This window comes from Candidatus Arcticimaribacter forsetii (assembly GCF_910589745.1).
Classification (GTDB): Bacteria; Bacteroidota; Bacteroidia; order Flavobacteriales; family Flavobacteriaceae; genus Arcticimaribacter; species Arcticimaribacter forsetii.
On the sequence record NZ_OU342399.1, the window covers coordinates 1,712,971 to 1,739,400 of the forward strand.

At 34.6% G+C, this 26,430-nt stretch carries 24 protein-coding genes; 9 read left to right on the plus strand and 15 right to left on the minus strand.

Annotation, left to right across the window (positions count from 1 at the left end):
- Positions 1-2: 2 nt before the first annotated feature.
- Genes NG655_RS07900 through NG655_RS07910 form a run of 3 tightly spaced genes read right to left on the minus strand, consistent with a single transcriptional unit; the run spans position 3 to position 2,832 of the window.
- Positions 3-857 carry a prephenate dehydrogenase gene (locus tag NG655_RS07900; protein ID WP_252158780.1) on the minus strand — a complete coding sequence of 285 codons (855 nt, stop codon included), beginning with the start codon at positions 855-857 and terminating at the stop codon, positions 3-5.
- On the minus strand, positions 854-2,008 hold the full coding sequence (locus NG655_RS07905; RefSeq protein ID WP_252158781.1) for a pyridoxal phosphate-dependent aminotransferase: 1,155 nt from the start codon (positions 2,006-2,008) through the stop codon (positions 854-856). The genes NG655_RS07900 and NG655_RS07905 overlap by 4 nt, the downstream gene beginning before the upstream one ends.
- Positions 2,005-2,832 (minus strand): prephenate dehydratase, encoded by an 828-nt coding sequence (locus NG655_RS07910; RefSeq protein ID WP_252158782.1) that lies wholly within the window; start codon positions 2,830-2,832, stop codon positions 2,005-2,007. Before NG655_RS07910 ends, NG655_RS07905 begins: the two co-directional genes overlap by 4 nt.
- 280 nt (positions 2,833-3,112) lie before the next feature.
- Here NG655_RS07910 and NG655_RS07915 point away from each other — a divergent pair, with 280 nt between their 5' ends.
- From NG655_RS07915 to NG655_RS07925, 3 genes are read left to right on the plus strand one after another with little or no spacing between them, the layout of a single operon-like run.
- Entirely contained in the window at positions 3,113-4,195 is a 1,083-nt protein-coding gene (locus tag NG655_RS07915) for a sterol desaturase family protein (protein ID WP_252158783.1), read from the plus strand.
- A complete protein-coding gene (locus NG655_RS07920) occupies positions 4,192-4,905 on the plus strand; it encodes an SDR family NAD(P)-dependent oxidoreductase (protein ID WP_252158784.1) in 714 nt (237 codons plus the stop codon). The genes NG655_RS07915 and NG655_RS07920 overlap by 4 nt, the downstream gene beginning before the upstream one ends.
- A 34-nt stretch (positions 4,906-4,939) precedes the next feature.
- Positions 4,940-5,833 (plus strand): ATP-binding cassette domain-containing protein, encoded by an 894-nt coding sequence (locus tag NG655_RS07925; RefSeq protein WP_252158785.1) that lies wholly within the window; start codon positions 4,940-4,942, stop codon positions 5,831-5,833.
- A 57-nt stretch (positions 5,834-5,890) separates the two neighbouring features.
- Here NG655_RS07925 and metF read toward each other — a convergent pair whose 3' ends face one another.
- Genes metF through metK form a run of 8 tightly spaced genes read right to left on the minus strand, consistent with a single transcriptional unit; the run spans position 5,891 to position 15,633 of the window.
- The gene (gene metF / locus NG655_RS07930) at positions 5,891-6,847 is read right to left on the minus strand and encodes a methylenetetrahydrofolate reductase [NAD(P)H] (RefSeq protein WP_252158786.1); all 957 of its coding nucleotides are present in this window, start codon (positions 6,845-6,847) and stop codon (positions 5,891-5,893) included.
- Between the two features lie 6 nt (positions 6,848-6,853).
- The gene (gene metH, locus NG655_RS07935; protein WP_252158787.1) at positions 6,854-9,535 is read right to left on the minus strand and encodes a methionine synthase; all 2,682 of its coding nucleotides are present in this window, start codon (positions 9,533-9,535) and stop codon (positions 6,854-6,856) included.
- Positions 9,532-10,536, minus strand: a complete 1,005-nt coding sequence (locus NG655_RS07940) for a homocysteine S-methyltransferase family protein (protein WP_252158788.1) — start codon at positions 10,534-10,536, stop codon at positions 9,532-9,534. Before NG655_RS07940 ends, metH begins: the two co-directional genes overlap by 4 nt.
- Entirely contained in the window at positions 10,537-11,706 is a 1,170-nt protein-coding gene (locus NG655_RS07945) for a trans-sulfuration enzyme family protein (protein WP_252158789.1), read from the minus strand.
- Between the two features lies 1 nt (position 11,707).
- Positions 11,708-12,136, minus strand: coding sequence for an OsmC family protein (locus tag NG655_RS07950; protein ID WP_252158790.1), 429 nt, complete (start codon positions 12,134-12,136; stop codon positions 11,708-11,710).
- A 10-nt stretch (positions 12,137-12,146) separates the two neighbouring features.
- Complete coding sequence (locus tag NG655_RS07955; RefSeq protein ID WP_252158791.1) at positions 12,147-13,097, minus strand: alpha/beta fold hydrolase; 951 nt, start codon at positions 13,095-13,097, stop codon at positions 12,147-12,149.
- A gap of 8 nt (positions 13,098-13,105) precedes the next feature.
- On the minus strand, positions 13,106-14,371 hold the full coding sequence (locus tag NG655_RS07960; protein ID WP_252158792.1) for an O-acetylhomoserine aminocarboxypropyltransferase/cysteine synthase family protein: 1,266 nt from the start codon (positions 14,369-14,371) through the stop codon (positions 13,106-13,108).
- Between the two features lie 5 nt (positions 14,372-14,376).
- The gene (gene metK, locus NG655_RS07965; protein ID WP_252158793.1) at positions 14,377-15,633 is read right to left on the minus strand and encodes a methionine adenosyltransferase; all 1,257 of its coding nucleotides are present in this window, start codon (positions 15,631-15,633) and stop codon (positions 14,377-14,379) included.
- 255 nt (positions 15,634-15,888) lie between these two features.
- Between metK and NG655_RS07970 the strand changes: the two genes are divergently transcribed.
- Positions 15,889-16,500 (plus strand): deoxynucleoside kinase, encoded by a 612-nt coding sequence (locus NG655_RS07970; protein ID WP_252158794.1) that lies wholly within the window; start codon positions 15,889-15,891, stop codon positions 16,498-16,500.
- Between the two features lie 14 nt (positions 16,501-16,514).
- Here NG655_RS07970 and NG655_RS07975 read toward each other — a convergent pair whose 3' ends face one another.
- The gene (locus tag NG655_RS07975) at positions 16,515-18,884 is read right to left on the minus strand and encodes a sodium-translocating pyrophosphatase (RefSeq protein ID WP_252158795.1); all 2,370 of its coding nucleotides are present in this window, start codon (positions 18,882-18,884) and stop codon (positions 16,515-16,517) included.
- Positions 18,885-18,923: 39 nt separating this feature from the next.
- A complete protein-coding gene (locus NG655_RS07980; RefSeq protein WP_252158796.1) occupies positions 18,924-19,907 on the minus strand; it encodes a pyruvate dehydrogenase complex E1 component subunit beta in 984 nt (327 codons plus the stop codon).
- 159 nt (positions 19,908-20,066) lie between these two features.
- Here NG655_RS07980 and NG655_RS07985 point away from each other — a divergent pair, with 159 nt between their 5' ends.
- Both NG655_RS07985 and NG655_RS07990 read left to right on the plus strand, forming a co-directional pair.
- Positions 20,067-20,678: a bifunctional nuclease family protein gene (locus NG655_RS07985; RefSeq protein WP_252158797.1), complete on the plus strand. Its 612-nt coding sequence runs from the start codon at positions 20,067-20,069 to the stop codon at positions 20,676-20,678.
- A gap of 97 nt (positions 20,679-20,775) precedes the next feature.
- Entirely contained in the window at positions 20,776-21,600 is an 825-nt protein-coding gene (locus NG655_RS07990) for a thymidylate synthase (RefSeq protein ID WP_252158798.1), read from the plus strand.
- Here the strand turns inward: NG655_RS07990 and NG655_RS07995 are convergent.
- Positions 21,593-22,630 carry an aminotransferase class V-fold PLP-dependent enzyme gene (locus NG655_RS07995; protein WP_252158799.1) on the minus strand — a complete coding sequence of 346 codons (1,038 nt, stop codon included), beginning with the start codon at positions 22,628-22,630 and terminating at the stop codon, positions 21,593-21,595. The genes NG655_RS07990 and NG655_RS07995 overlap by 8 nt on opposite strands.
- A 165-nt stretch (positions 22,631-22,795) precedes the next feature.
- Between NG655_RS07995 and NG655_RS08000 the strand changes: the two genes are divergently transcribed.
- Positions 22,796-23,377: a dihydrofolate reductase gene (locus tag NG655_RS08000; RefSeq protein WP_336511177.1), complete on the plus strand. Its 582-nt coding sequence runs from the start codon at positions 22,796-22,798 to the stop codon at positions 23,375-23,377.
- A gap of 4 nt (positions 23,378-23,381) precedes the next feature.
- The gene (fabD, locus tag NG655_RS08005) at positions 23,382-24,266 is read left to right on the plus strand and encodes an ACP S-malonyltransferase (protein ID WP_252158800.1); all 885 of its coding nucleotides are present in this window, start codon (positions 23,382-23,384) and stop codon (positions 24,264-24,266) included.
- A gap of 2 nt (positions 24,267-24,268) precedes the next feature.
- Here fabD and NG655_RS08010 read toward each other — a convergent pair whose 3' ends face one another.
- Positions 24,269-25,546: a metal-dependent hydrolase family protein gene (locus tag NG655_RS08010; protein WP_252158801.1), complete on the minus strand. Its 1,278-nt coding sequence runs from the start codon at positions 25,544-25,546 to the stop codon at positions 24,269-24,271.
- Positions 25,547-25,612: 66 nt separating this feature from the next.
- Between NG655_RS08010 and NG655_RS08015 the strand changes: the two genes are divergently transcribed.
- A complete protein-coding gene (locus NG655_RS08015; protein WP_252158802.1) occupies positions 25,613-26,428 on the plus strand; it encodes an alpha/beta fold hydrolase in 816 nt (271 codons plus the stop codon).
- Positions 26,429-26,430 lie beyond the last annotated feature (2 nt).

A 26,430-nucleotide genomic window follows, 5' to 3' on the forward strand; every position in this document is an offset into this window, starting at 1 on the left:
ATTTATTTTTTACTAATTCCGTTTAATATTGATGTTAATTGATTTGTGTTTTTCATTTCTTGAAACAAAGCAGCATAATCGTCTTTTAAAAGGAGACTTTTAAAGTTTTCTAAATTGTCAATGTATGCATCTAATGTTTCAATTACGTTTTCTTTATTCTGCTCAAAAATGGGTGCCCACATGGCTGGCGAGCTTTTTGCTAACCGAACTGTAGATTCAAATCCACTTCCAGCGAGGTCAAAGATATTATTCTCATCTTCTTCTTTCTCAAGAACAGTTTTTCCTAACATAAAAGAGCTAATATGTGATAAATGAGAGACATAAGCCATGTGCTTGTCATGTGCTTTGGCTTCCATAAAGCGGATATACATTCCAATTTGTCTGAAAGTCTGCTTTGCCCACAATAAAAGATCAGGACGAGTTTTGTTTGATTCACATAATATTTGAGGTTTCCCAGCAAAAAGACCTCTGTGTGCAGCTTTTGGTCCCGAGAATTCTGTCCCAGCAATTGGGTGTGCTGCTAAAAACTGATCTCTCTTAGGGTGGTCAGATACTAGTTTACATAGTTGTTCTTTGGTAGAACCAACATCCCATAACAAAGCATCTGAATGTAATCGATTTAAAAGTTCTGGCAATAGATTCAAGGATTCTTTAACTGGAATACTTAAGATAATACGATCTGCTTCTTCAATAGTATCCATTGAACCTATGCGATCAATTATTCCAAGACTTAAAGCCTCATTTAGATTTTTTTCACTAGAATCTATACCTATAATTTCTATATTGGACAAAGCATCTTTGAGGTCTAATACCATAGACCCTCCAATTAAACCAATACCAATTACATATACTTTCATGATTTTAATCGATTAATTGCTGTTTGAATGTCTTCTAATTTCACGCACAAAGAAAAACGAATATAACCTTCACCCTGACTACCAAAAATAGTCCCTGGCGTGATAAAAATGTCGTGCTCTCTCAAAATTTCATCTATAAAAACTTCTGACTTTATAGATTGATCATTGAGTTTAGCCCAAACAAACATACCAACACTATTCGGATCAGAAGTACTTCCCATAAGAGTTGCTAATTCAATCATTGCTGCTCTGCGTTCTGCATAAACTTTATTAAGTCCACTAAACCAAGAATTATTAAGCTTAAGGGCGGCTATTGCACCTTTTTGAATTCCGAAAAACATACCGGAATCCATATTACTTTTCACTTTTAAAACCGCTTGAATATGATCTGAATTTCCGGATAACATTCCTACTCTCCAGCCTGCTAAATTAAATGCCTTGCTTAATGAATTTAACTCTAAAGCTACTTCCTTTGCTCCTGGGAGTGTTAATAAGCTTTGGGGAGTATCGTTCAGAATAAAACTATAAGGGTTGTCGTTAATCAACAAAACATCGTTTCTTTTTGCCCAATCTATTAACTTGATGAATGTTTCTATTTCTACCTGTGCACCTGTAGGCATGTGTGGATAGTTCAACCACATTAATTTTATTTTAGAAGTATCGAGTTGTTCAAGAGCTTCAAAATCAGGTTGCCAATTATTAGATTCTTTAAGATTATAAAAAACTGCTTCTGCTTCAAGCAATTGAGTAACCGAACTGTATGTTGGGTATCCAGGATTGGGGATTAAAACTTGATCTCCTTTATTTAAAAATGCCATTGAAATGTGCATGATTCCCTCTTTAGAGCCCATTAGTGGTAGTATTTCGCTGTTTGGGTCTAAAGTGACATCATAATGTTTTTTATAAAAGGATGCTATTGATTGTCGAAGTTCAGGTAAACCCTGGTAACTCTGATACATATGTGCTTTAGCGTCAAGAACACTGTCATTTATAGCGGTAATTACAGATGGGTCTGGTGGTAAATCTGGACTCCCTATTCCCATATTAAGAATCGGTCTTCCGGCTTTTACTAATGCAGCTACTTCCCTAAGTTTTTTAGAGAAATAATATTCTTTTACGCTTTCAAGGCGTTGTGCAGTTTGCGTACTCATATCGTGTTCTTTGGATATTCTCCAAGTATTTTAAATTCGGTTGCCATAATTTCAATTATGGTTCTTGCTTTAACATAATCTTCAAAAGATTCAAAGGTTACGTCAACAAAAAAAGAATATTTACCGGGTGTTTCGATTACTGGTAAAGATTGAATTTTTGTTAAGTTCAGTTTACAATCACTCAATACATTTAATATCGCTGCTAAACTTCCTCTTTTGTGGTCTAAAACAAATTTTAAAGCCGCTTTATTTATTTTTTGTTCTGGAACCAAATTTCCTTTAGCCTGAACAATTACAAAACGTGTAACATTATTTTTGATGGTTTGAATTGACTCGGCAAAAACATCTAGATTGAATAACTCTGATGCTTTTAGACTTGCAATCGCACCGATTCCTTTTATTTGATCTTCTTCAATTTTCCTTGCAATATCAGCAGTATCTTCCGCTTCAACCAAACGAATGTTAGGATAGTTTGAAAAAAACTTTTTACATTGTAATAATGCCATCGGATGAGAATGAACTTCTTTTAAGTCAGTAATGGACTGTCCTGTTAATCCCATTAAATTATGTTCAATCTTCAAATGAAATTCTCCCACGATTTGTAAGTTGTACTCGTCTAACAATGCATAGTTCGGAATAATAGATCCTGCTATAGAATTTTCTATTGCCATTACTGCTTGATCAGCTTCACCAGAAGCTAAAGAACCTGCCAAAGCATTAAAAGTCAAACATTCTAAAATCTTAATTTCAGAGGAATAATAATCTAATGCCACCTGGTGATGGAATGATCCTTTGATTCCTTGAATAGCAATTATTGGTTGCATTATTATCTTTTACTTTTTGTTCAAAAAAAAAGTCCTGAATAAATCAGGACTTGTATTGTTATCAACTTAATAATATTACAACGCCCTGTTATCTTCTGGATAAAAGAAGAAAAAGAAACGGTTGAAATATGTAGTTGTTGTATTCATTATTGTAATTTCTTGGTACAAATGTACACTCCAGATTGAGAAAAACAAATTTTTAGCTGCATAATTTATGTAAGACAAACAAATCTGTATATTTAGAAGACTTTTTTAAGTCAATTCTAATAAAAAAAGCAAAATGATTGAGAAACTCTTAACCATTGAAAATATTGATGTGTATTTTGTAATCGGGATTATCCTTTTTTTTAGTCTCCTAGAGAGCATATCCGGGTTTTTAAAAAACTCTAAGAGAGCTAAAGGAGATTGGATTCAAGAAATCATGAGCTTTGTAGTTTTAGGAAACCTTATAAAACCAATTATTGTTTTTGTAATATTTATTACTGGAACACATTTAATCCCTCAATATAATAACTCATTAGAATCCTATCCTTTTATTGCGCTTTTTGCTTTTTACATACTTACAGACGATTTTCTTCAATATTGGTATCACAGGACCGCACATGAAACTCCGTTTTTATGGAAATTACATCGACCTCATCATCAAGCAGAAGAAATGGGGTATTTCGTTTCATACCGAAACGCTTTACTATATTATTTATTAATGCCCAACATCTGGTGGGTAGCTATAATTTTATTCCTAGGAGGTGCTAAGGCGGTAGCTCTCGGATTAATATTAAAACAATTCATAATAATCGGTTCACATAGCCGTCTAAAATGGGATAAACCTTTTTATAGCAATGCAACATTACTTCCTATTATTAAAGTATTAGAACGTATAATTGTCACCCCTGCTTTTCACCATTCGCATCATGGAACATCGCAGTTAGATTCTGCTAGCGATCCTAATGGGAATTTCGGTAATATGTTTAGTATTTGGGATCAAATATTTAGAACAGCGACCTTTCAAAATAGGTACCCAAAAGAATATGGTTTACAACAAAAAACAAACGATCCTTGGACTGCTTCTTACTTTTATCCTTTTGTAAAATCACCTGACCCTAAAAGTGACTGGAGTATTGCATATGAAAAATTAAACACCTCGACTAAAGACTCTATTTCAGTTTCGCTGACTAAAGGGAAAAATTATTTATGGTGCTCATGCGGAAGGAGTAACAACCAACCTTTTTGTGACGGTTCGCATCATGGTACAAAATTTAAACCTGTAAAATTCTCTGGAAAAAGAACTGGAGAAATTAAACTATGTAACTGTAAAAAAACAAAGAAGTCTCCTTTTTGCGACGATACACATTTAAACCTATGAAAAAAGCAATAATTATTGGCGCAAGTTCAGGAATTGGAAAAGCACTTGCACGGGAATTGGTGCAAAACAAGTATAGTGTTGGTATCACAGGAAGAAGAGAAGCTCATCTTCTAGAGCTTCAAAAAGAACAGCCAGAACAGATACAGGTAGCTGCATTTGACACCACAGAACCCAATGCTATAGAACAATTAGAAGCTTTAGAAAAAAGATTAGGAGGCATCGATCTTTTTATTATTAGTGCTGGGATTGGACACCTCAATTTGGACTATGATTATTCCTTAGAAAATGAAACCAATCAACTGAATGTCGTTGCCTTTACCCGATTAGTCAATTGGAGCATGCGTTACTTTGAAAAACAAGGCTGGGGTCATTTGGTCAATATCTCTTCGGTTGCAAGTCGCAGAGGAGGGAGACAAGCGCCAGCATATAGTGCTTCAAAAGCATACCAATCGATTTATCTTGAAGGGATGGCTCAGAAAGTAGCCTACGATAAGCTACCTATTTACACCACTGATGTTCGGCCAGGCTTTGTAAAAACTGCAATGGCAAAAGCGGATAAAATGTTCTGGGTATCCAGTAAAGAAAAAGCTGCAACACAAATATTTCGAAGTATTCAACGAAAGAAAAGAATTGTTTATATCAGCCGACGTTGGGTTATAATCGCTTGGATACTTGAGCGAATCCCCTGGTTTATTTATAAACGGATGTAACCATATTTTAATTTATCTTTATAAAAAAAAACAAGTGACCTTAATTCTCGATAAAGTACAGAAGAAATATGGAGAAATTGAAGCTCTTCGGGGAATTTCAATGAACTTAAAACCTGGAGAAGTAGTTGGATTGTTGGGCCCAAATGGCGCTGGCAAATCTACCTTAATGAAAATATTAACTGGTTCCATTGAACAGTGGGGTGGCTCAATTACTCATGAGGGTTTAGATCTAAAAAAGTCACTTAAAATCATTCAACAAAAAACCGGTTATTTACCTGAGAACAACCCTCTTTACGGAGAACTATTTGTTTTAGAATACTTACAATTTGCAGCATCACTTTATAAAATTAAAGAGGCACCCTTTACTGATATTATCGAAAAAGTAGGACTTACAGAATACACAGATAGAAAAATAGAAACCTTATCGAAAGGATATCAGCAACGAGTAGGTATTGCTGCTGCACTTCTTCATGATCCTGAAATATTAATCTTAGATGAACCAACCACCGGATTAGATCCCAACCAAATGGTTGAAATCAGAAAACTAATTCGTACGCTTGGAAAAAATAAAATTGTAATCTTATCGAGTCATATCTTATCCGAAGTTGAAAGTGTTTGTGACCGTGTTGTAATTATCAAAGAAGGGCAACTTGTAGCTGATAAAAACCTTGACGAACTTCGAAAAGGACAACAACAAATCATTATAGTTGAGTTTGATTATCGTGTAGAAACAGAAGCTCTAGCTAAAATTAATAATGTAACCAAAGTAATTAACACCTTCGATTTTACTTATGAAATACATTTAGACACCCAAGAAGATATGCGAACAAAAGTGTTTGATTTTGCCCACGACAATGAACTTAAGATTTTAGGACTACAACTTAAAAATGAAAATTTAGCACAGCTATTTAAAGAAACAACTTCCTAGACGCATTGGGTAAGTTGTTTTATTCTTAAAAAAAGAAAAATTTCAGATTTTTAATAATTAAAAAACAGCTTCTGCAATTGCCTTGATATTATCTGATTTTCCCATCGAATAGTAATGTAAAAAAGGAACTCCTGCTTCTTTTAACTCTTTACTTTGCTCGATACACCACTCAATTCCTACCTGACGAATTTCCTTATTATCTTTACACTTAATTACCGATTTGATCAAGGCTTCCGGAAGATCAACGTGAAAACGATGCGGTAAAGCATTTAACTGTTTTAGAGTTGCAAGAGGTTTTAGACCTGGTATTATAGGTACATTTATTCCTGCTTCTTTACATTTCTCTACAAACTCAAAATATTTTTGATTGTCAAAAAACATTTGTGTAACGATGTAATCAGCACCGGCTTCAATTTTCTTCTTTAAAAAATGAATATCACTCTCTAATGAAGGTGCCTCCATGTGTTTTTCTGGGTAACCCGAAACACCAATACAAAAATCTGTTTTAGATGTATTTAAAATTTCATCATCCAAATAATTACCCTTATTTAAATCTTTAATTTGACCAACCAAATCACTCGCAAAAGCGTGACCTTCTTTATTAGGTTTGAAATAAGTTTCAGTCTTAATAGCGTCACCACGTAAGGCCACAACATTATCTATTCCTAAGAAATCAAGATCTATTAAGAAATTTTCGGTGTCTTCTTTTGTGAAACCTCCACATAGAATATGAGGAATTGCATCTACGTTGTATTTATGCTGTAAAGCTGCACAAATACCTACTGTTCCCGGACGTTTTCTAATTACATGTTTTTGAAGAAGACCATTTTCTTGCTCTCTATAAACATACTCCTCTCTGTGATAGGTAACATCAATAAAAGGAGGTTTAAACTCCATTAAAGGATCTATAGATTCATATATCGATTGTATATTCTGACCTTTTAGCGGTGGAAGAATTTCAAATGTAAACTGGGTTTTACCAGCGGCATTTTTAACATGATCTGTTACTTTCATAAATTTTTATTTTATGTTGGGGCGAAGCCATTTTTCGGCAACTTCAAGGTCTATTTTTTTTCTTTGACTAAAACTCTTTACTTGGTCCTGAGTAATTTTTCCTACTCCAAAATATTGTGATTTAGGATTAGCAAAATAATAACCAGAAACTGATGCAGCTGGCCACATGGCTAAACTTTCTGTTAATGTTACACCTATTTTTTCTTCAACTTTTAATAAATCCCAAATGGTGTTTTTCTCTAAATGGTCTGGACAGGCAGGATACCCTGGAGCAGGTCGAATTCCTTTGTAAGCTTCTTTTATTAAATCTTGGTTATCTAATACTTCATCAGAGGCATAACCCCAGTGTTTTATTCTAACTTCTTTATGAAGAAATTCTGCAAATGCTTCTGCAAATCGGTCTGCCAAAGCTTTTACCATTATGGAGTTATAATCATCATTATCCTCTTCAAACTTTTTAGCTAATTCAGCAGTTCCAAAACCAGTTGTAACACAAAAACTACCTATATAATCTTTGACCCCAGTTTCTTTAGGAGCTATGAAATCGGCTAATGCAATATTATTTTTTCCTGCTCTTTTTTTAAGTTGCTGACGTAGTGTCAAAAACTTTACTTTTGACTGTGTTCTATCTTCATTTTCATAAACTTCAATATCATCATCATCGACTGAATTAGCTGGGAATATTCCAAAAACTGCTTTTGCAGTAAGAGATTTATTTTCTAAAATCTCAGTTAAAATAACTTGAGCATCAGCAAATAATTCAGTAGCCTGCTTACCTACAATTTCATCATCTAAGATAGCGGGATAATGTCCATGTAAATCCCAAGAGCGGAAGAATGGGCTCCAATCTATATAAGGAATTAATTCGTCTAAATTTTGATTTTCTATTACTTGAATTCCTAACTGGTTTGGAACTGTGGGCTTAAAAGAATCCCAATCTAACTGCAATTTACGTTCTCGAGCCGTTTGTATATCAATATGTTCCTTAGTTTCCTGACGATCCAAAAATTTAGATCTGAAAATTTCATACTCAGATCTGATGGTATCTTTATATGATTGTGCGTTTTCTTTGTTTAGTAAACTTCCGGCAACAGTTACAGCCCTTGATGCGTCATTTACATGTACTACAGTTGAATCCAATTCTGGAGCAATCTTTACTGCAGTATGAGCTTTGGAGGTAGTTGCTCCTCCAATCATTATTGGGATATTTAAGCCTCTACGTTTCACTTCTTGAGCAACATAAATCATTTCGTCTAACGAAGGAGTAATAAGTCCAGATAGTCCGATGATATCTATATTTTCTTCAATTGCAGTTTCAATTATTCGTTCCAATGGAACCATAACACCTAGATCAATAATTTCGTAGTTGTTACATGCTAGAACAACTCCGACAATATTTTTTCCTATATCATGTACATCTCCCTTAACGGTAGCCATTAAAATTTTACCTGCAGCTTCTTGCTTACCATCTTTCTCTGCCTCAATAAAGGGTAATAAGTGGGCTACTGCTCGTTTCATAACGCGGGCAGATTTAACTACTTGAGGTAAAAACATTTTTCCAGAACCAAAAAGGTCACCTACAACATTCATCCCAATCATTAAATTACCCTCAATAACTTCTATAGGCCTTGACGCTAGTTGCCTTGCTTCTTCCACATCTTCAACTATAAACTCATCAATACCTTTTACTAAAGCATGAGTTATTCTGTCTTGAAGTGGATTAGAACGCCATTCTTTTACAACAACTTTTTTATCACTCTTATCTTCAACTATTTTTTCAGCAAAATCTAATAATCGTTCGGTTGCATCATCTCTTCTATTCAGAAGTACATCTTCTACGTGAATTAAAAGCTCCGGTTCTATTTCATCGTAAATTTCTAACATAGTTGGGTTAACAATACCCATATTCATCCCATGTTTTATCGCGTGATATAAAAAAGCTGAATGCATTGCTTCCCGAACTTTATTATTCCCTCTGAAAGAAAAAGAAACATTACTTACTCCACCGCCTACATGTGCGTTTGGTAGGTTTTCTCTTATCCACTTAGCAGTTTTAAAGAAATCTAGAGCATTGTTTTTATGCTCTTCCATTCCTGTTGCTACAGGGAAAATATTTGGATCAAAAATAATATCCTCGGAAGGGAAGTTTGCTCTGTTTACAAGAATATCATAGGAACGTTTGCATATTTCAATCCTTCTGTCTAAGGTATCTGCTTGACCTTGTTCATCAAAGGCCATCACAATAACTGCAGCACCATATCTTCTGATTTTTTTTGCTTGTTCGATAAAGTTTTCTTCCCCTTCTTTTAAACTAATCGAATTAACTACAGATTTTCCTTGAACTACTTTTAATCCAGCTTCAATAATTTCCCACTTAGAGCTATCGATCATTATTGGAATTCTAGATATATCCGGTTCAGCAGCTAACAAATTTAGATAAGTTGTCATCGCTTTGGAACCATCGATCATCCCCTCATCCATATTAACATCAAGGATTTGGGCTCCTCCATCTACTTGGTCTCGAGCAATTTCAACTGCTGTATTGTAATCTCCTTCTTCAATTAAACGTAAAAATTTACGTGAACCAGTAACATTTGTACGTTCTCCAATATTAATAAAGTTCGTTTCTGAAGTAACCACAAGAGGCTCTAATCCCGAAAGTTTTAAATATTTAGATCTTGTTTTCATTCAGAAGTTATTTCAATTTCTCGTGGTTTATATTTTTTAACAACATCTGAAATTAGAGCGATGTGTTTTGGTGTAGAACCGCAACAACCCCCTATGATGTTAATTAAATTTTCTTTTAAATAGTTTTCAATCAATTCACTCATTTCTTCTGGTGATTGATCATAAGATCCAAAAGCATTGGGTAACCCTGCATTAGGGTGAGCAGAAGTATAAACATCCGTTTCTTGAGACAATCTTCTTAGATAAGGGAGCAACTGATCTGCTCCTAAAGCACAATTAAATCCTATACTTAAAAGAGGAATATGAGAAACAGAAATCACGAAAGATTCAACAGTTTGTCCAGAAAGTGTTCTTCCACTAGCATCGGTTATTGTTCCACTAACCATTACGGGTATTTTCCAGTTGTTTTTTTCTTTTAGTGCATCAATTGCAAATAATGCCGCTTTTGCATTCAAGGTATCGAAAATTGTTTCAACTAAAAGAACATCGGAACCACCTTCTACAAGTCCTTGTACTTGTTCCGAATATGCCTCTACTAAATCGTCAAATGTTACTGCCCGATATCCAGGATCATTAACATCTGGAGACATACTTGCAGTTCTATTAGTTGGCCCTATTGATCCTGCAACAAATCTCGGCTTATTGGGGTTTTGTTTTGTAAACTCCTCTGCTACTTCTTTTGCTAATCTTGCAGACTCATAATTTAATTCATAAACCAACGATTCCATTTGATAATCTGACATTCCAATTGAAGTAGAAGAAAAGGTGTTGGTTTCTACAATATCAGCACCGGCTTCAAAATACTTTCTATGAATTTCTTTTATTGCTTCTGGTTGCGTTAAAGAAAGTAAATCATTGTTACCCTGAAGTGGACAGGGATGCTCTTTGAATCTCTCGGTTCTAAAATCCTCTTCAGTAAATTTATACTCTTGGAGCATGGTACCCATCGCCCCATCCAAAACAAGTATCTTATCTTTTAAGGTCTTCTCTATATTTGTCATCTACAAAGTATCTAGGGCTTGATTTAAATCATCGTTTATATCTTCAAAATGTTCTAAACCAACTGACAGTCTAATCATTCCGTCAGTAATTCCAACTTCCAATCGATCTGGCTCACTCAACTTACTGTGAGTTGTAGACGCTGGGTGAGTAACAATGGATCTAGAGTCTCCGAGATTAGAAGAGAGGGAAAGCATTTTTATAGAGTTAAGAAAACTTCTCCCTGCTTCAATACCCCCTTTGATTTCAAAAGCAATTATGTTTCCACCCTGACTCATTTGTTTTTTTGCAAGCTCGTATTGAGGATGAGATTTTAGGAATGGATATTTTACCCAATTAATTTTTGGATGTTTTTCTAATAGTGTAGCAATTTTTAATGCCGATTCACAATGTCTATCAACTCGGACAGGTAGGGTTTCCATACTTTTTGATAAAATCCATGCGTTAAAAGGAGATAATGCTGATCCTGTATTTCTTGCAAAAAGATAAATTTCACGAATTAAATCTGCGTTTCCAACAGTTACACCTCCTAAAACCCTTCCTTGACCATCTATTAATTTAGTTGCAGAATGAATTACTAAATCTGCACCGTATTGAACAGGTTGCTGTAAATATGGGGTAGCAAAGCAATTATCTATAATTAAAATTAGATTATGCTTTTTTGCTATTTTACCTAAGTATTCAAGATCAAGAATATCTACTCCAGGATTTGTTGGTGTTTCAGCGTAAAGAATTTTGGTGTTCGGTTTAATTAAGCTAGCTATCGTTTCTGGTTCTTCAACTTTAAAATAAGAAGTTTCAATATTCCATTTAGGGAAATACTTTGTAAATAAAGTGTGGGTAGATCCAAAAATTGAACGAGCAGAAACAATATGATCTCCAGAATTTAAAAGCGCAGCAAAAGTTCCATAAATAGCACCCATCCCTGTAGCAAAAGAAACTCCGTCTTCTGCTCCTTCCATATCTGCTACTTTTTGAACAAATTCTGAAGTATTTGGGTTTGTAAATCTACTGTAAATATTACGCTCTTTTTCTTCGCTGAAAGAAGCACGCATATCCTCTGCATCTTCAAAAATAAAACTCGATGTTAAATACAAAGGGGTAGAATGCTCTAAAAATTTGGAACGTTCCATTTGGGTTCTTATCGCTTTTGTTTCAAGTTTTTGGCTCATACTATACTTTTTCTCCGTTAACAAAAATGATTTGATTTATTTTGATATTGGGGTCAAGAGACTTTGAAACAGAACAATACTTATCGAAAGATAATTGAGCAGCTCGCTTAGCCTTCTCTGGACTAATATCTTCTCCTTCTAAAAATAAAGAAACATTAATTTCTTGAAATGGAGCTGGAACTGCATTAGGATCTCGAACTCCTTCAACTTCCATTCTTAGCGTTACTGGATTAATTCTTTGTTTATTTAAAATTGCAACCACATCAATACTGCTGCAGCCTGCAACCCCCATGAGTAAAACTTCCATTGGGCTTATTCCTTCAACTTTCCCTTCCTTTTTAGATTTATTATCCAATAAAACGTTCATTCCATTTGAACTTGTAGCTTCAAAAAGATAATCTTCATTTATCCTATTTAATGAAATTTTCATAGTTGTATTTTTAATTAAATATTGGGCTCAAAAGAGGTACTACTTTTTCTGATTCCATCAGAAAAGCATCATGACCATATTTAGAAGTTATGATTTGATGATTAATCGTTACGCCAACTTTTTTGGCTCTCTCTACAGTTTCTTTATCCTCACTTAATGGAAAAAACAAGTCACTATCAATTGAGAAAATATGGATAGATGACTTTATACTTTTGACAATTTCTTCAAAGGTTCTTCCATCTCTTGTGATGTCAATAGAACCAAGTAAATGATTCATTGTTTTGTATGCTTGAACTTGGAATCTATTCGTTAATTTTTCTCCATGATAGGCTAACCAAGACTCTACATTAAATAAGCCGAGTTCTTCATTCACGGTTCTATTAAATTTAATCTTAAAAGACTCTGGGGTCCTGTAACATAGCATAGCGTGCATACGGGCAACATCAAGCGAATCAGAACTTAAAGCTAAAATCTGTTTTTGAACGAAAGTATTCGCTATCATCCAATCTGTAGACTTCCAATCTCCTCCTACAGGAATTAAATTTGTTATGAAGTCCGGGTAAAGTGCTGCCATTTCCCAAGAAATTCCTGCCCCTAACGAACCACCAATTACAGTATGTAAGTGGCCTACTCCTAGTTGCTTTAAACCTTCATAAAAAAAACGGGCAATTGTACCTGTATTCCAAGACTCAAAATCATCGATTAAATTACCATCAAAACCATTTCCTGGAATGTTAAAAGAAATAATTGCATAGGTATTTGTATCAATCGGCTTACCTTCCCCAATTAAATTATTCCACCAACCAAACTCTCCTGTTACCCTAGAGTCACCCGTTAAAGGATGATTTACCAGAACTATTGGCGCAGTATGGTAATCTTGTCCGAATGTTTGAAAACTTAGTTTTCTCCCACTAGAAAGAGTTAATAAATGTATTCCATTATGAAGTTGAGATGCGTTCATCTTTGGCTTTAAAAGGCTTGTTTTAAATCGTTCTTTAAGTCTTCAATATCTTCTAAACCAATAGAAAGTCGAACTAAATCTTGAGTAACTCCTGTTAATTTTTGAGAATCTGAATCTAGTTGCTGATGCGTAGTACTTGCTGGATGAATAATCAATGACTTTGTATCACCAATATTCGCCAAAAGAGAGAATATGTTGGTTTTATCTGCAACTTGTTTTGCAGCTTCAAACCCTCCTTTTAAACCAAAAGTAACAATTCCACTTTGGCCTTTAGGGAGATACTCTTTTGCTAATACATTATACTTACTCGAACTTAATCCAGGATAATTTACCCAGGCAACTTCTTCTTGTTGCTCTAACCAAAGTGCAATTTCAAGAGCATTTTTAGAATGTTGATTCATTCTAAGAGAAAGAGTTTCTAATCCTTGAATAATTTGAAAACTATTAAATGGACTCAATGCTCCTCCAAAATCTCTTAAACCTTCTATTCTTACTTTTGCAATAAATGCGGCTGCTCCTAAAGCTTCATGGTAAACTAATCCATGATAACCTGGAGATGGCTCAGTAAATTCAGGGAATAAACCATTACCATAGTCAAATGTTCCAGCATCAATTATAACACCACCTAAAGAGGTACCATTTCCGTTTATATATTTAGTTAAAGAATGGATTACAATATTTGCTCCATGCTCAATTGGATTTAATAAAGCAGGTGTAGCTACAGTATTATCTACAATAAATGGAACTTTTGCTTTTTTAGAATAAGCGGCAATACCTTTTAAATCTAAAACATCCAACTTAGGATTTCCAAGAGACTCTACAAAGAAAGCACGTGTATTGTCTTGCACTGCTTTTTCGAAATTTGAAGGATCGCTAGGATCTACAAAAGTTGTTGTAATCCCTAATCGAGGAAGAGTAACGTTTAATAAATTATAGGTTCCTCCATATAAACTATTGGAAGCTACAATATGATCTCCTGATTTTAATAAAACCATTAAAGCAGTTGAAATCGCTGAAGTACCAGATGCAGTTGACACTGCTGCTATACCTCCTTCAAGGGCAGCAAGTCTTTGCTCTAAAACGTCGTTTGTTGGATTATTTAAACGGGTGTAGATATAACCTGGTTCCGCTAAAGAAAATAAATTTGCAGCATGATCTGCGTCATTAAACACATAGGCAGTTGACTGATAAATAGGAACGGCTCTAGTACCTTGAGAGTTTGATGGTTCGTGACCTGCGTGTAATGATTTTGTTTCGAAATTGTGATTTTCCATGGCTGTTAAATATTAAATTCTTTTTTAATCTGTTCTATATAATCTAGTTTTTCCCAAGTAAATAATTCTACTTCTTGGGTAATTGTTCCGCTGTAAGGAGACTCGAAAGTTTTAGTTACTTTTTTTGGCTCTCTTCCCATATGTCCATAAGCAGCGGTTTCTGAGTAAATGGGTGTTCGTAATTTTAATCGTTTTTCAATCCCAAAAGGAGTTAAGTCAAATAATGAAATAATTTTATTTGCAATTTCTCCATCAGTAAAATCAACTTTTGATTTTCCGTAGGTGTTAACAGCGATTGATGTAGGCTCAGCTACTCCAATTGCATAACTCAATTGAACTAAAACTTCGTCAGTTATCCCTGCAGCTACAAGATTCTTTGCAATATGTCTAGAAGCATAAGCTGCACTTCGATCTACTTTACTTGGATCTTTACCGCTAAAAGCTCCGCCTCCGTGACCTCCCTTTCCACCGTAAGTATCGACAATAATCTTACGTCCTGTTAATCCAGTATCTCCGTGTGGACCTCCAATTACAAATTTACCTGTTGGGTTTATATGATACGTTATCTTATCATCAAATAGACGTTGAATTCGCTCTGGCAATTGACTCTTTACTCTCGGAATTAAAAGGGAAACAAGGTCACTTTTAATTTTAGCAAGCATAGCCTCATCATTAGAATCAAACTGATCATGCTGGGTTGAGATTACGATCGTATCTATTCTAATCGGAACTCCATCCTCGTTATATTCTAATGTAACTTGAGATTTTGCATCTGGGCGTAAATAGTTAATTTCTTTATTTTCTCTTCTTAAAGCAGCTAACTCAATTAAAAGCTTGTGTGAAAGATCGAGAGCTAACGGCATATAGTTATCCGTTTCATTTGAGGCATAACCAAACATGATTCCTTGATCTCCAGCACCCTGACGTTCTTTTACTTCACGATCTACTCCTTGATTTATTTCTTTAGATTGTTCATGAATTAATGAAATAACTCCACAAGAATCTCCACTAAATTGATATTCGCCTTTTGTGTAGCCTATTCCATTAATAGTGTCTCGCGTAATTTTTTGAACGTCTAAATAGGTCTGACTTTTAACTTCTCCTGCTAGAACTGCTTGTCCAGTTGTAACAAGAGTTTCACAGGCTACTTTACTTTCCGGGTCAAAAGCTAAAAAGTTATCAACGAGAGCATCACTGATTTGATCAGCCACTTTATCTGGATGGCCTTCACTTACTGATTCTGATGTAAAAAAATATGACATTTAAGGTTGCTTTCTGGAAGGATTTGAAGATTACTTCTTTTAAAGCAACACTGGTTTAGCATTTTTTTTATGAGGGTTGCAATCAGTCAAATCCTTCCTCAGTTATTTGATACAAAGGTAATTCATAAAAATTAAAAACAAAATCCATATGAATAATTTTTTTTTAATTCTTTTGATAGTACATTTATGGGGACAATCACCAATGATTTACATTCTAAACAATGTATGTATATCTGTAATTTTAATTAAATAATTATGCACATAGCTATAGCCGGCAATATAGGAGCAGGAAAAACAAGTCTTACAGATTTATTATCAAAACATTATAAATGGCAAGGTCATTTTGAAGAGGTTGTTGAAAACCCCTATTTAGATGATTTTTATCATCAAATGGAACGTTGGTCATTTAACCTTCAAATTTATTTCTTAAATAGTAGGTTCGGACAACTCATAGAAATACAAAAAAGCGGAAAAAATGTAATTCAAGACCGAAGTATTTATGAAGATGCTCACATTTTTGCACCAAATCTTCATGCTATGGGCTTATTGTCTCAGCGAGATTACCAGAACTACAAATCTTTATTTGAATTAATGGAAGGCATGGTAACAGGACCAGATTTAATGATCTACTTAAGATCCAGCATACCAAACTTAGTTAACAACATTCACAAAAGAGGGAGAGAATTTGAGAACTCAATAAGCATCGATTATTTAAGCCGATTGAACGAACGTTATGAAGCTTGGATTCATAATTATGATAAAGGGAACTTATTAATTATTGATGTTGATGAATTGAATTTCGTTGATAAGCCTGAAGATATTGAAAAAATAATTGAAAAAATTGACTCTGAAATTAAAGGGTTATAATTAAATAAGCTCAGTTAATGCTCAATGTGTAATTTAACCTCTTTGATTTCTGCAATAGAAGCTTGAATTTCTTCTTCAGTTCCCTCTATCACTTTTGTTTCAACTTTTACCTCACCACCTTCAGTTGTTGTTGTTGTAATTGTAGCTTCCATTTGATCGGACTCAGTAGATTGAACTTCAACACGAATCTCTTTTTTAATCTGATCTTCTTTTACTACAGATTCTGAAGTATGTCCATCTAGATTTAAAGTTGGTGCTATAACTAAACTCACTAAACAAGTAAGCTTGATTAAGATATTCATAGAAGGTCCAGAAGTATCTTTAAATGGATCTCCAACTGTATCTCCAGTTACTGCTGCTTTGTAAGCTTCAGATCCTTTGTAAGTCATTTCGCCTTTGATTTCAACTCCAGCTTCAAATGATTTCTTAGCGTTGTCCCATGCTCCACCTGCATTATTTTGGAAGATTGCCCACATTACTCCACTAACACAGACCCCGGCCATATAACCTCCTAAAGGTTCAGCTCCGAATATAAATCCAATAATTATTGGTGTCACTATTGTAAGTAAACCTGGGAGTATCATTTCTTTTAGAGCAGCTTTTGTAGATATAGCTACACATTTAGCATATTCTGGAGTTCCAGTACCTTCCATAATTCCAGGAATTTCTCTAAACTGCCTTCTGACCTCTTCAACCATTTCCATGGCAGCTTTACCTACCGACTCCATTGCTAAAGCAGAAAATACAACCGGTATCATCCCCCCAACAAATAGCATTGCTAAAACGTCCGCTTTGAAAATGTTAATCCCATCAATTCCGGTAAAAGTAACATAAGCAGCGAATAAAGCTAAAGCGGTTAAGGCAGCTGAAGCAATAGCAAATCCTTTTCCGACTGCAGCTGTAGTATTTCCAACTGAATCAAGTACATCCGTACGTTCTCTAACTTCTGGATCTAATTCACTCATTTCTGCTACACCTCCTGCGTTATCTGCAATTGGTCCAAATGCATCGATTGCTAATTGCATCGCTGTTGTAGCCATCATTGCAGAGGCAGCCAATGCTACTCCATAAAATCCAGCCAGCTCATAGGAACCATAAATTGCCGCAGCAAATAAAATAACAGATAAGAATGTAGATTTCATTCCGACAGCAAGACCTGCGATTATATTAGTCGCTGCTCCAGTTGAGCTGTTTTCAACGATATCTAAAACAGGTTTTTTACCTAGACTTGTATAATAAGCTGTTACCATAGAAATAAGTGCCCCAACTGCAAGTCCAATACAAGATGCCCAAAATACATTTAGGGAGGAAATAGATTTGTAACCATCTCCAAAAAATTTCATATTCATAGTTTCAGGCAACATCCAAATAATCAAGAAATAACTTGCAACAAGAGTGATTAAAATAGCAACCCAATTCCCTATATCTAAAGCTTTTTGAACTTGAGATTCTTTTGCATCGTTAGAAGAAATTTTAATAAAGAAAGTACCTACTATAGATGCTAAAATCCCTACTCCTGCAATGACAACAGGCAGTAAAATTGGCCCCATATTGTTAAATACATCCGTATACTGTCCATTTAAAGACATATCTCGTACAAGATAGTTACCAAGTACCATTGCAGCTAATACTGTTGCAACATAAGAACCAAATAAATCAGCCCCCATTCCGGCAACGTCTCCAACATTATCTCCAACATTATCCGCGATTGTAGCTGGATTACGAGGATCATCTTCAGGAATACCTGCTTCTACTTTACCTACTAAATCAGCACCAACATCAGCTGCTTTAGTGTATATACCTCCTCCAACTCGAGCAAATAATGCAATTGATTCAGCTCCTAAAGAAAAACCTGCTAGGGTTTCTAAAACAATAGTCATGTCATTGTAAAAAGAATCACTTTGTCCAACGAACTGACTAACTAAGAACATAAACAACAACGTAAGACCTAAGACTGCAAGTCCTGCAACACCTAATCCCATTACTGTACCTCCACCAAAAGCTACTTTTAGTGCTTTGGGTAAACTTGTTTTTGCTGCTTCTGCTGTTCTTGCATTGGCGTCCGTAGCGATTCTCATTCCTATATTCCCAGCAAGTCCAGAAAAGAAAGCTCCAAAAACAAATGCAGGTACAATCATCCAACTTGTTGTGTCAACTAAAACTGAAATACCAAAAAGTGCTACTGATGCTATAACGACAAAGATAAATAACAATCGATATTCAGCATTTAGGAAAGCAAGCGCTCCCTCTTTAATAGCTTTTGAAATTTCTTGCATTTTTTCATTACCGGCAGATTGTTTTTTTACCCAACTTGCTCTTACAAACATGTATGCTAATCCTAATACAGAAAGGACTAGAGGTATATATATAACATTTTGTTCCATAATATCTTTTTAATAATTGTTGTAGTAATCCGTACTATTTTATTTTTTAAAGTAAACTACTTTTTTGACAGCTGCAATTACATCCTCACTTCCAGGAAGCCATTCCTGAAATAACACAGGAGAAAAAGGTGCGGGTGTATCTGCAGTGTTTATTTTTTCAATAGGTGCGTCTAAATAATCAAATGCTTCATTTTGAACTTGATAGGTGATTTCAGTGGAAATATTTCCAAAAGGCCAAGCTTCTTCAAGAATAACTAATCTATTCGTCTTTTTAACAGACGTTAAAATCGCATCAATATCCAAAGGTCTAACAGTTCTTAAATCAATAATCTCACAAGAGATGCCTTCTTTTTCAAGAGCATCTGCAGCAATGTATGCTTCTTTGATTATCTTTCCGAAAGAAACAATGGTTACGTCATCTCCTTTTCTTTTAATATCGGCAACTCCAATTGGAAGGATATACTCTTCTTCAGGAACCTCACCTTTATCTCCATACATCTGCTCAGATTCCATAAAAATTACTGGATCATCATCTCTAATTGCTGCCTTTAAAAGACCTTTAGCGTCGTATGGATTTGAAGGTACAATAACTTTCAACCCAGGGCAGTTTGCATACCAGCTTTCAAAAGCTTGCGAATGTGTAGCTGCAAGTTGTCCAGCAGAAGCAGTTGGCCCCCTAAACACAATAGGACAAGGAAACTGACCGCCTGACATTTGACGAATTTTTGCTGCATTATTTATAATTTGATCAATTCCAACAAGCGCGAAGTTAAAAGTCATGAACTCAATAATTGGTCTATTACCAGTCATTGTAGATCCTACACCAATTCCAGCAAAACCTAATTCAGAAATTGGAGTATCAATAACTCTTTTTTCACCAAACTCATCTAACATTCCCTTAGATGCTTTATATGCTCCATTGTACTCTGCTACTTCCTCACCCATTAAATAAATGGATTCGTCTTTACGCATTTCCTCGCTCATCGCCTCACAAATAGCTTGTCTAAACTGTAATACTTTCATAGAATTTATTTCTAGTTTTTTTTATAGGTGCGCAAATTTAAGTTTTTTAAATGTATATAAAAAACCTAAAACACAGAGAAATTGCTAATTGAAATGAAAATAAGGAAAAATAATGTGAATATTTTAAAAAAGGATTAATTTCACGTCGTAAATGATGTTATGGATTTGATTAAACTTGAAATTATTGGAGTATCATACACTCAAGCTCAAACTGGGGCTTATGCCTTGATTTTAAAGGAAAGTGATGGGAATAGAAAATTACCAATAGTGATTGGAGGGTACGAAGCTGAAGCAATTACAGTGGGTCTCGAAAACGATATCGTTCCACCCCGACCATCAACCCATGATTTATTCATTAACCTGATGGAACGATTTGAAATATCTATCAAACAAGTAATTATACATAAACTTGTTGACGGGGTCTTTTTTTCAAGCTTAATTTGTGATAGAAACGAAATTGAAGAAATTATAGATGCCCGTACTTCTGACTCTATTGCGTTAGCCATCCGATTTAATGCTCCTGTTTTTACCTATGAGAACATTATGTCAAAAGCAAGTTACTCTGACGACATAAGAGTTAGTAAATCTGAACAAGAAGATAAAAACTGGATTAAAAATTTCATTGACGAAAAAGATTCAAAAAACAAGGAGGTTCAAAATTTAACCAAACTTTCTACAAAAGATCTTCATGCCATGCTCAACAAACTTGTCAAAGCTGAAAGTTACGAGGCTGCAGCAAAAATAAGAGATGAACTCTCGAGAAGAAAATAACTAAGTTTAGTTGTTAACGGATAATTTTAATAACTATTCCCAAACCGACTTTTTTCCGGAAAAATAAAAATATACATTTGATTATAATATTTTATAAATGCAACAATATTTAGACCTAATTCGACACATTCAAGCAGAGGGAGTTGAAAAAACAGATCGAACTGGAACTGGAACAAAGAGTGTTTTTGGATATCAAATGCGTTTTGATCTTTCGAAAGGATTCCCAATGGTAACCACAAAAAAACTCCACTTAAAATCTATAATTCATGAATTATTATGGTTTTTAAAAGGAGATACCAACATAGGGTACCTCCAAGAAAACGGTGTTAGAATTTGGAATGAGTGGGCAGATGAAAAAGGAAACCTAGGTCCTGTTTATGGATACCAGTGGAGAAACTGGAATGGCGAGGAAATAGATCAGATAAAAGATATTATTCACACCTTAAAAACAACTCCGGATAGTCGAAGAATGTTGGTTTCTGCATGGAACCCGAGTGTTTTGCCTGATACATCAAAGAGTTTCTCGGAAAATGTTGCAAACAACAAAGCTGCTCTTCCTCCCTGTCATGCCTTCTTTCAGTTTTACGTTGCCGACGGAAAACTTTCATGTCAGTTATACCAAAGAAGTGCAGACGTGTTTTTGGGAGTCCCTTTCAACATAGCTTCTTACGCATTACTAACACTAATGATGGCTCAAGTTTGCGGTCTTAAAGCAGGTGATTTTGTTCATACTTTTGGTGATGCACACATTTATTCAAATCATGAAGAACAGATTAAACTTCAATTATCTAGAAAACCTAAGAAGTTACCTACAATTAAAATTAATCCTGAAATAAAAGATATTTTTGAATTCACCTTTGATGATTTTGAACTTATAGATTACGATCCCTTTCCATTAATAAAAGGAGCTGTTGCTATTTAACTGCTTTGTCTAAAACTTGGAGAAAAAAATCTACTTCTGCTTTAGTGTTATAAAAGTGAACTGCAATTCTAACTCCTGATCCACGTTGAATACAACGAATGTTATTCTTTTTTAGAATTTCAAATAATGCTTTGTTTACTTTAATTGTAAAAATTGTTGAATGTTTTTTTCTTTCAGAAATAAAATCCTCTAATAGATTTCTTTTTTTAAGCGCCTCAAATAAATAATTGCCTAATTCTTTATTTTTCTGAAAAACAACATCAAGATCATAAGACATTAATTCTTCGACAGCAAAACCTAATGAACCCATTGCGATTGGAGCCCTATGACCCCGATCTAAAAGATTAAACACATCAATAGCACTAATTTTTAACCTATTCAGAAGTGATTTTTTCAAACACAAAAAACCATTTCCATGCCCTGCTAACAACCATTTGTATCCACTTACAAATATTCCATCAATAAGACTTCTATTAAAATCAAATGGCTGGTTTCCAATATACTGGGTGCCATCAACCAGGATTATTAATTCCGGAAATTCATTTTTAATTTCTTCAATAAAATTCATATCAAACAAAAGACCTGAATTATACTGGACTGCACTAAAAAGTAAAACTTGATACGGACGGTTTCTTAATTCTTCTAAAACAGATGACTCCAAGGTGCTACTCATCGAAACTTCCGAAAATTTAAATTGATGATCTGTTACCATTTCTGTAATAGAAGGGTAATCATCATTAATTAATAGAAAATGATAGTCTTTTGGGATTTTCAACAAAAAAGCTTCTAATCCAGCAGAACAACTTGTCGATAAAAAAATATTTTCCTCTTCTGTTCGCATCAATTTCGAAAGCTGATGCACCGCATTCTTTTCAATATTAATGGCTTGTTCACTTTTAAAATAATCCCCTTTAGCAACAAAATCAAGGTCTGATTCTGTTCTCCATTGCAGTAAACGTTCAGAATACAAACCACAGTATGCTGTGTTAAGATAAGTACAGTTTTCAAGTGTAGGGTAATTACTTTTCATAAAGATTTTTATATTGATGAGAATTAGTATGTTTTGCTAATTAGTAAATATAACAAACTCCATTAGTTATATTTCAAAGGAAATCTTTGTTATTAAACATATTTTTACGGTCTTTGTACTCGATTATGTTATTAAGTTTTACATCCTAAAGTTAGAAGAGAAAGTTTGAATAAATTAAAAGAAACAATTAAATCTCAGAACGAACAGGTCTTATACGAAGAAGATAATGTTTCAAATAAAAGCTCAGAAATGCTTAAAAAAAAGACGATAACCTTAATTGCTGCAGCAGCAGAGAACGATGCTCTTGGGAAAGACAATGATTTAATTTGGCACATCCCTGAGGACTTAAAGCGATTTAAAAGACTAACAACTGGGCATGCAATTATTATGGGTCGAAAGACATTTGAATCGATGCCTAAAGCACTTCCAAACAGAACTAATATAGTTTTAACAAGAAACAAAAATTATAAAGCTGATGGAGCTTTGGTTACTTCAAATATAGAAGAAGCTCTTGAAATGGCAAAAGATGACCCGCAACCCTTTATAATTGGTGGAGCTCAAATTTATTCTCTTTTGATGGACCACTGCAATAGAATTGAACTTACTCGTGTTCATCATGATTTTGATGCAGATGTATTCTTTCCTAAAATTGATAAAAACAAATGGATCGTTGTCAAAGAGGAATTTATGTCTAAAACTGACAACCAACCTTATGACTATACTTATTTAACTTACGATAAAAAATAATTTAATGAAAGCATTTTTATTTCCTGGACAAGGTGCTCAATTTCCTGGAATGGGAAAAGATTTATACGAAGCTTCTGAAGAAGCCAAAGCACTATTTCATAAAGCAAATGATATTTTAGGATTCAACATTACTGAAATAATGTTTGGTGATGATGCAGAAGCCTTAAAACAGACCCAAGTTACTCAACCCGCAATATTCCTGCATTCTGTTATAATGAGTACTGTTATGGGTTCTTCTTTCACGCCAGATTGTGTTGCAGGACATTCTTTAGGTGAATTTTCTGCTTTAGTATCCGCAAAAGCAATGAGTTTTGAAAGTGGTTTAAAATTAGTTCATCAGCGAGCATTAGCTATGCAAGATGCGTGTGACGAAGTTCCTGGAACTATGGCTGCTGTTCTAGGACTTGATGACAAAACCATTGAAGATGTTTGTGCAAAAACAGCTGGTATTGTTGTTGCTGCCAATTATAATTGTCCAGGCCAATTGGTTATTTCTGGAGAAATAGAAGCCATTAAACTGGCATGCGAGGCTATGAAAGAAGCAGGTGCAAAACGTGCATTGCCACTTCCTGTAGGAGGTGCATTTCATTCTCCTTTAATGGAACCTGCAAGAACAAAGCTGGCTACTGCAATAGAAAATACAGAAATTAAAAATCCAATTTGCCCAGTATATCAAAATGTGGCCGCAATTGGAATCACAGATGCAGCTACTATAAAAGCTAACTTAATAGAACAACTTACTGCTCCAGTTCGATGGACTCAAAGTGTTCAGCAAATGCTAGAAGATGGTGCAAACTCTTTTGTAGAAGTTGGACCAGGGAAAGTTTTACAAGGCCTTGTTAAAAAAATTGATCGCTCTGTTGAAACAAGTTCAGGAGCAATTGCTTAAATCTAATTGTGCTTGAAGACTTCACCGTTTTTCATTACAAACGTAATGTTTTCAAGGGTTTTTATATCTACAAGTGCATTCTGATCTGAAGCAACAATATCAGCATAAAAACCTGGTTTTATTTGGCCCAGTTTATCTTGTTCTAAAATAGATGCATTAACAATTGTAGCAGACTGAATTGCTTCACTTGCAGGCATACCAACCTCAACCATATAACCGAATTCTTTTCCGTTCAGACCATGTGGAAATACACCTGCATCTGTACCAAAGGCAATTGGAACTCCCATTTCGTAAGCTTTTTTAAATGTTTCCTGGATTTTAGGCCCAACTTTTAATGCTTTCGGAACAATAATATCTGGGTAATATCCTGGAATTTTTGCTTTCTCAACTACTTGCTTCCCAGCAGTAATTGTAGGAACTAAATAAGCATTTTTCTCAATCATTAATTTCATTGTTCTTTTGCTCATTAAGGTACCATGTTCTATGGTCTTAACACCCGATGAGACAGCTCTATACATACCTTCATCTCCGTGAGCATGAGCAGCGACTTGCATTCCATAATCACGTGCTGTAGCAGTAATAGCTGCTATTTCTTCTTTAGTGAATTGAGGGTTTTCTCCACTTTTAGCAACACTTAAAACGCCACCTGTCGCAGTGATTTTTATCCAGTCTGCTCCATTTTTATAGCGCTGACGAACTGCTTTTCTTGCATCTTCTACAGAATTTACAACACCTTGTTTTGGACCTGGATCTCCTTGTAGTTCCGACTTATTCCCATTTGTTGGATCTCCATGTCCTCCTGTTGAAGCTAGTGTTTTCCCCGCTGTAAAAATTCGTGGACCTGGAACTTTTCCTTTTGCTATCGCATTACGAAGTGCAATATTTACTCCGGAACCTCCTAAATCTCTCACCGTTGTAAAACCTGCCATAAGAGATCTTTCTGCATAAATTGCTGCATCGAAAGCCATATCTGCTTCGTTTAATCTATATCTATTTAAATAAGTTTTAGGACTAGACTCAGATTCAATATGGACATGCATATCAATAAAACCAGGATAAACAGTTTTGCTTTTTAAATCTATAATCTTAGTAGCACTCGACTCATTTGTTTTGTATCCTTTTTCAACAGAAGTAATAAGGTTCCCCTCAATAACAATGGTTTGTTCTTTCTTTATTGATCCTGATTTACTATCAAAAAGCTGACCGCAATGTAAATAAGTTGTCTGTGCTACTATTCCGAATGAAATAAAAAAAGTAAAAGCAAAAATTAAGTTCTTCATAATTGAAATGTTTTGGGTTAAGATACTATTTTAGCTTTAATATTTAAATTCTCTAACTTATTGATTTTGAAAAAAAATCTAATCCATTTCCTATCCTCAATTTTCCCAAATCTATTTGTTTCAATTGCATACAAACAACTTACCACCCCTCTGGTTCACAAATATAGAGCCCACGAAATAAAGTCATTGGCAAAATCAAAACAAAAAGATTTTGCTTTTGAAAAATTTACTATTAAAACCTACCAATGGGGATCGGGTTCAAAATCCGTATTATTAATCCACGGTTGGGAAGGTCAAGCAGGAAATTTTGCTGATTTAATAGAAGTTTTAGTGGAAAATAATTTTACGGTATATGCGTTCGACGGACCCGGACATGGAGCAAGCTCACTTGGAGAAACTAGTCTTTTTAAGTTTAGTGATCTTGTCGGTGCCTTAATTAAAAAACACAATATAAATAACTTAGTGAGTCACTCTTTTGGTGGAGTTGCAACCTCTGTTTTTCTGGGGAACAATCCTCAAATAACTATTGATCGTTATGTACTTTTTACCACTCCAAATAAATTCGAGGACCGAATTCAATTTGTAGCCGATCGCGTTGGGATTTCAAAAAAAGTAACTACTAGATTGATCAATAAAATTGAAAAAGAAGAAGGAATTGAGGTAAGTAAAATGAATGTTGCTGAATATGCTCAAAAATCTGGAGTTAAGAAAGCTCTTATCTTACACGATACAAATGATCGAGTACTTTCTGTCAACCAATCTAAGCAAGTAAGTGAATTTTGGGAAAATTCTACTTTAGAAGAAGTTACGGGCACAGGGCATTATAGAATTCTTAGAACTAAATCTATTCTAAATAGAGCTGTTGAGTTTTTGAATGCTTAATT

Bases quoted from the DNA above. Each gene is read 5' to 3' on its own strand.
- NG655_RS07945 (WP_252158789.1), bottom strand. From the start codon at position 11,706: ATGAGCCAAAAACTTGAAACAAAAGCGATAAGAACCCAAATGGAACGT.
- NG655_RS07940 (WP_252158788.1), bottom strand. From the start codon at position 10,536: ATGACAAATATAGAGAAGACCTTAAAAGATAAGATACTTGTTTTGGAT.
- metK (WP_252158793.1), bottom strand. From the start codon at position 15,633: ATGTCATATTTTTTTACATCAGAATCAGTAAGTGAAGGCCATCCAGAT.
- metH (WP_252158787.1), bottom strand. From the start codon at position 9,535: ATGAAAACAAGATCTAAATATTTAAAACTTTCGGGATTAGAGCCTCTT.
- NG655_RS07950 (WP_252158790.1), bottom strand. From the start codon at position 12,136: ATGAAAATTTCATTAAATAGGATAAATGAAGATTATCTTTTTGAAGCT.
- NG655_RS07995 (WP_252158799.1), bottom strand. From the start codon at position 22,630: ATGAAAAGTAATTACCCTACACTTGAAAACTGTACTTATCTTAACACA.
- fabD (WP_252158800.1), top strand. From the start codon at position 23,382: ATGAAAGCATTTTTATTTCCTGGACAAGGTGCTCAATTTCCTGGAATG.
- NG655_RS07915 (WP_252158783.1), top strand. From the start codon at position 3,113: ATGATTGAGAAACTCTTAACCATTGAAAATATTGATGTGTATTTTGTA.
- NG655_RS07960 (WP_252158792.1), bottom strand. From the start codon at position 14,371: ATGGAAAATCACAATTTCGAAACAAAATCATTACACGCAGGTCACGAA.
- NG655_RS07910 (WP_252158782.1), bottom strand. From the start codon at position 2,832: ATGCAACCAATAATTGCTATTCAAGGAATCAAAGGATCATTCCATCAC.
- NG655_RS07970 (WP_252158794.1), top strand. From the start codon at position 15,889: ATGCACATAGCTATAGCCGGCAATATAGGAGCAGGAAAAACAAGTCTT.
- NG655_RS07985 (WP_252158797.1), top strand. From the start codon at position 20,067: ATGGATTTGATTAAACTTGAAATTATTGGAGTATCATACACTCAAGCT.
- NG655_RS07900 (WP_252158780.1), bottom strand. From the start codon at position 857: ATGAAAGTATATGTAATTGGTATTGGTTTAATTGGAGGGTCTATGGTA.
- NG655_RS07990 (WP_252158798.1), top strand. From the start codon at position 20,776: ATGCAACAATATTTAGACCTAATTCGACACATTCAAGCAGAGGGAGTT.
- metF (WP_252158786.1), bottom strand. From the start codon at position 6,847: ATGAAAGTAACAGATCATGTTAAAAATGCCGCTGGTAAAACCCAGTTT.
- NG655_RS07905 (WP_252158781.1), bottom strand. From the start codon at position 2,008: ATGAGTACGCAAACTGCACAACGCCTTGAAAGCGTAAAAGAATATTAT.
- NG655_RS07920 (WP_252158784.1), top strand. From the start codon at position 4,192: ATGAAAAAAGCAATAATTATTGGCGCAAGTTCAGGAATTGGAAAAGCA.
- NG655_RS07980 (WP_252158796.1), bottom strand. From the start codon at position 19,907: ATGAAAGTATTACAGTTTAGACAAGCTATTTGTGAGGCGATGAGCGAG.
- NG655_RS07975 (WP_252158795.1), bottom strand. From the start codon at position 18,884: ATGGAACAAAATGTTATATATATACCTCTAGTCCTTTCTGTATTAGGA.
- NG655_RS08010 (WP_252158801.1), bottom strand. From the start codon at position 25,546: ATGAAGAACTTAATTTTTGCTTTTACTTTTTTTATTTCATTCGGAATA.
- NG655_RS07955 (WP_252158791.1), bottom strand. From the start codon at position 13,097: ATGAACGCATCTCAACTTCATAATGGAATACATTTATTAACTCTTTCT.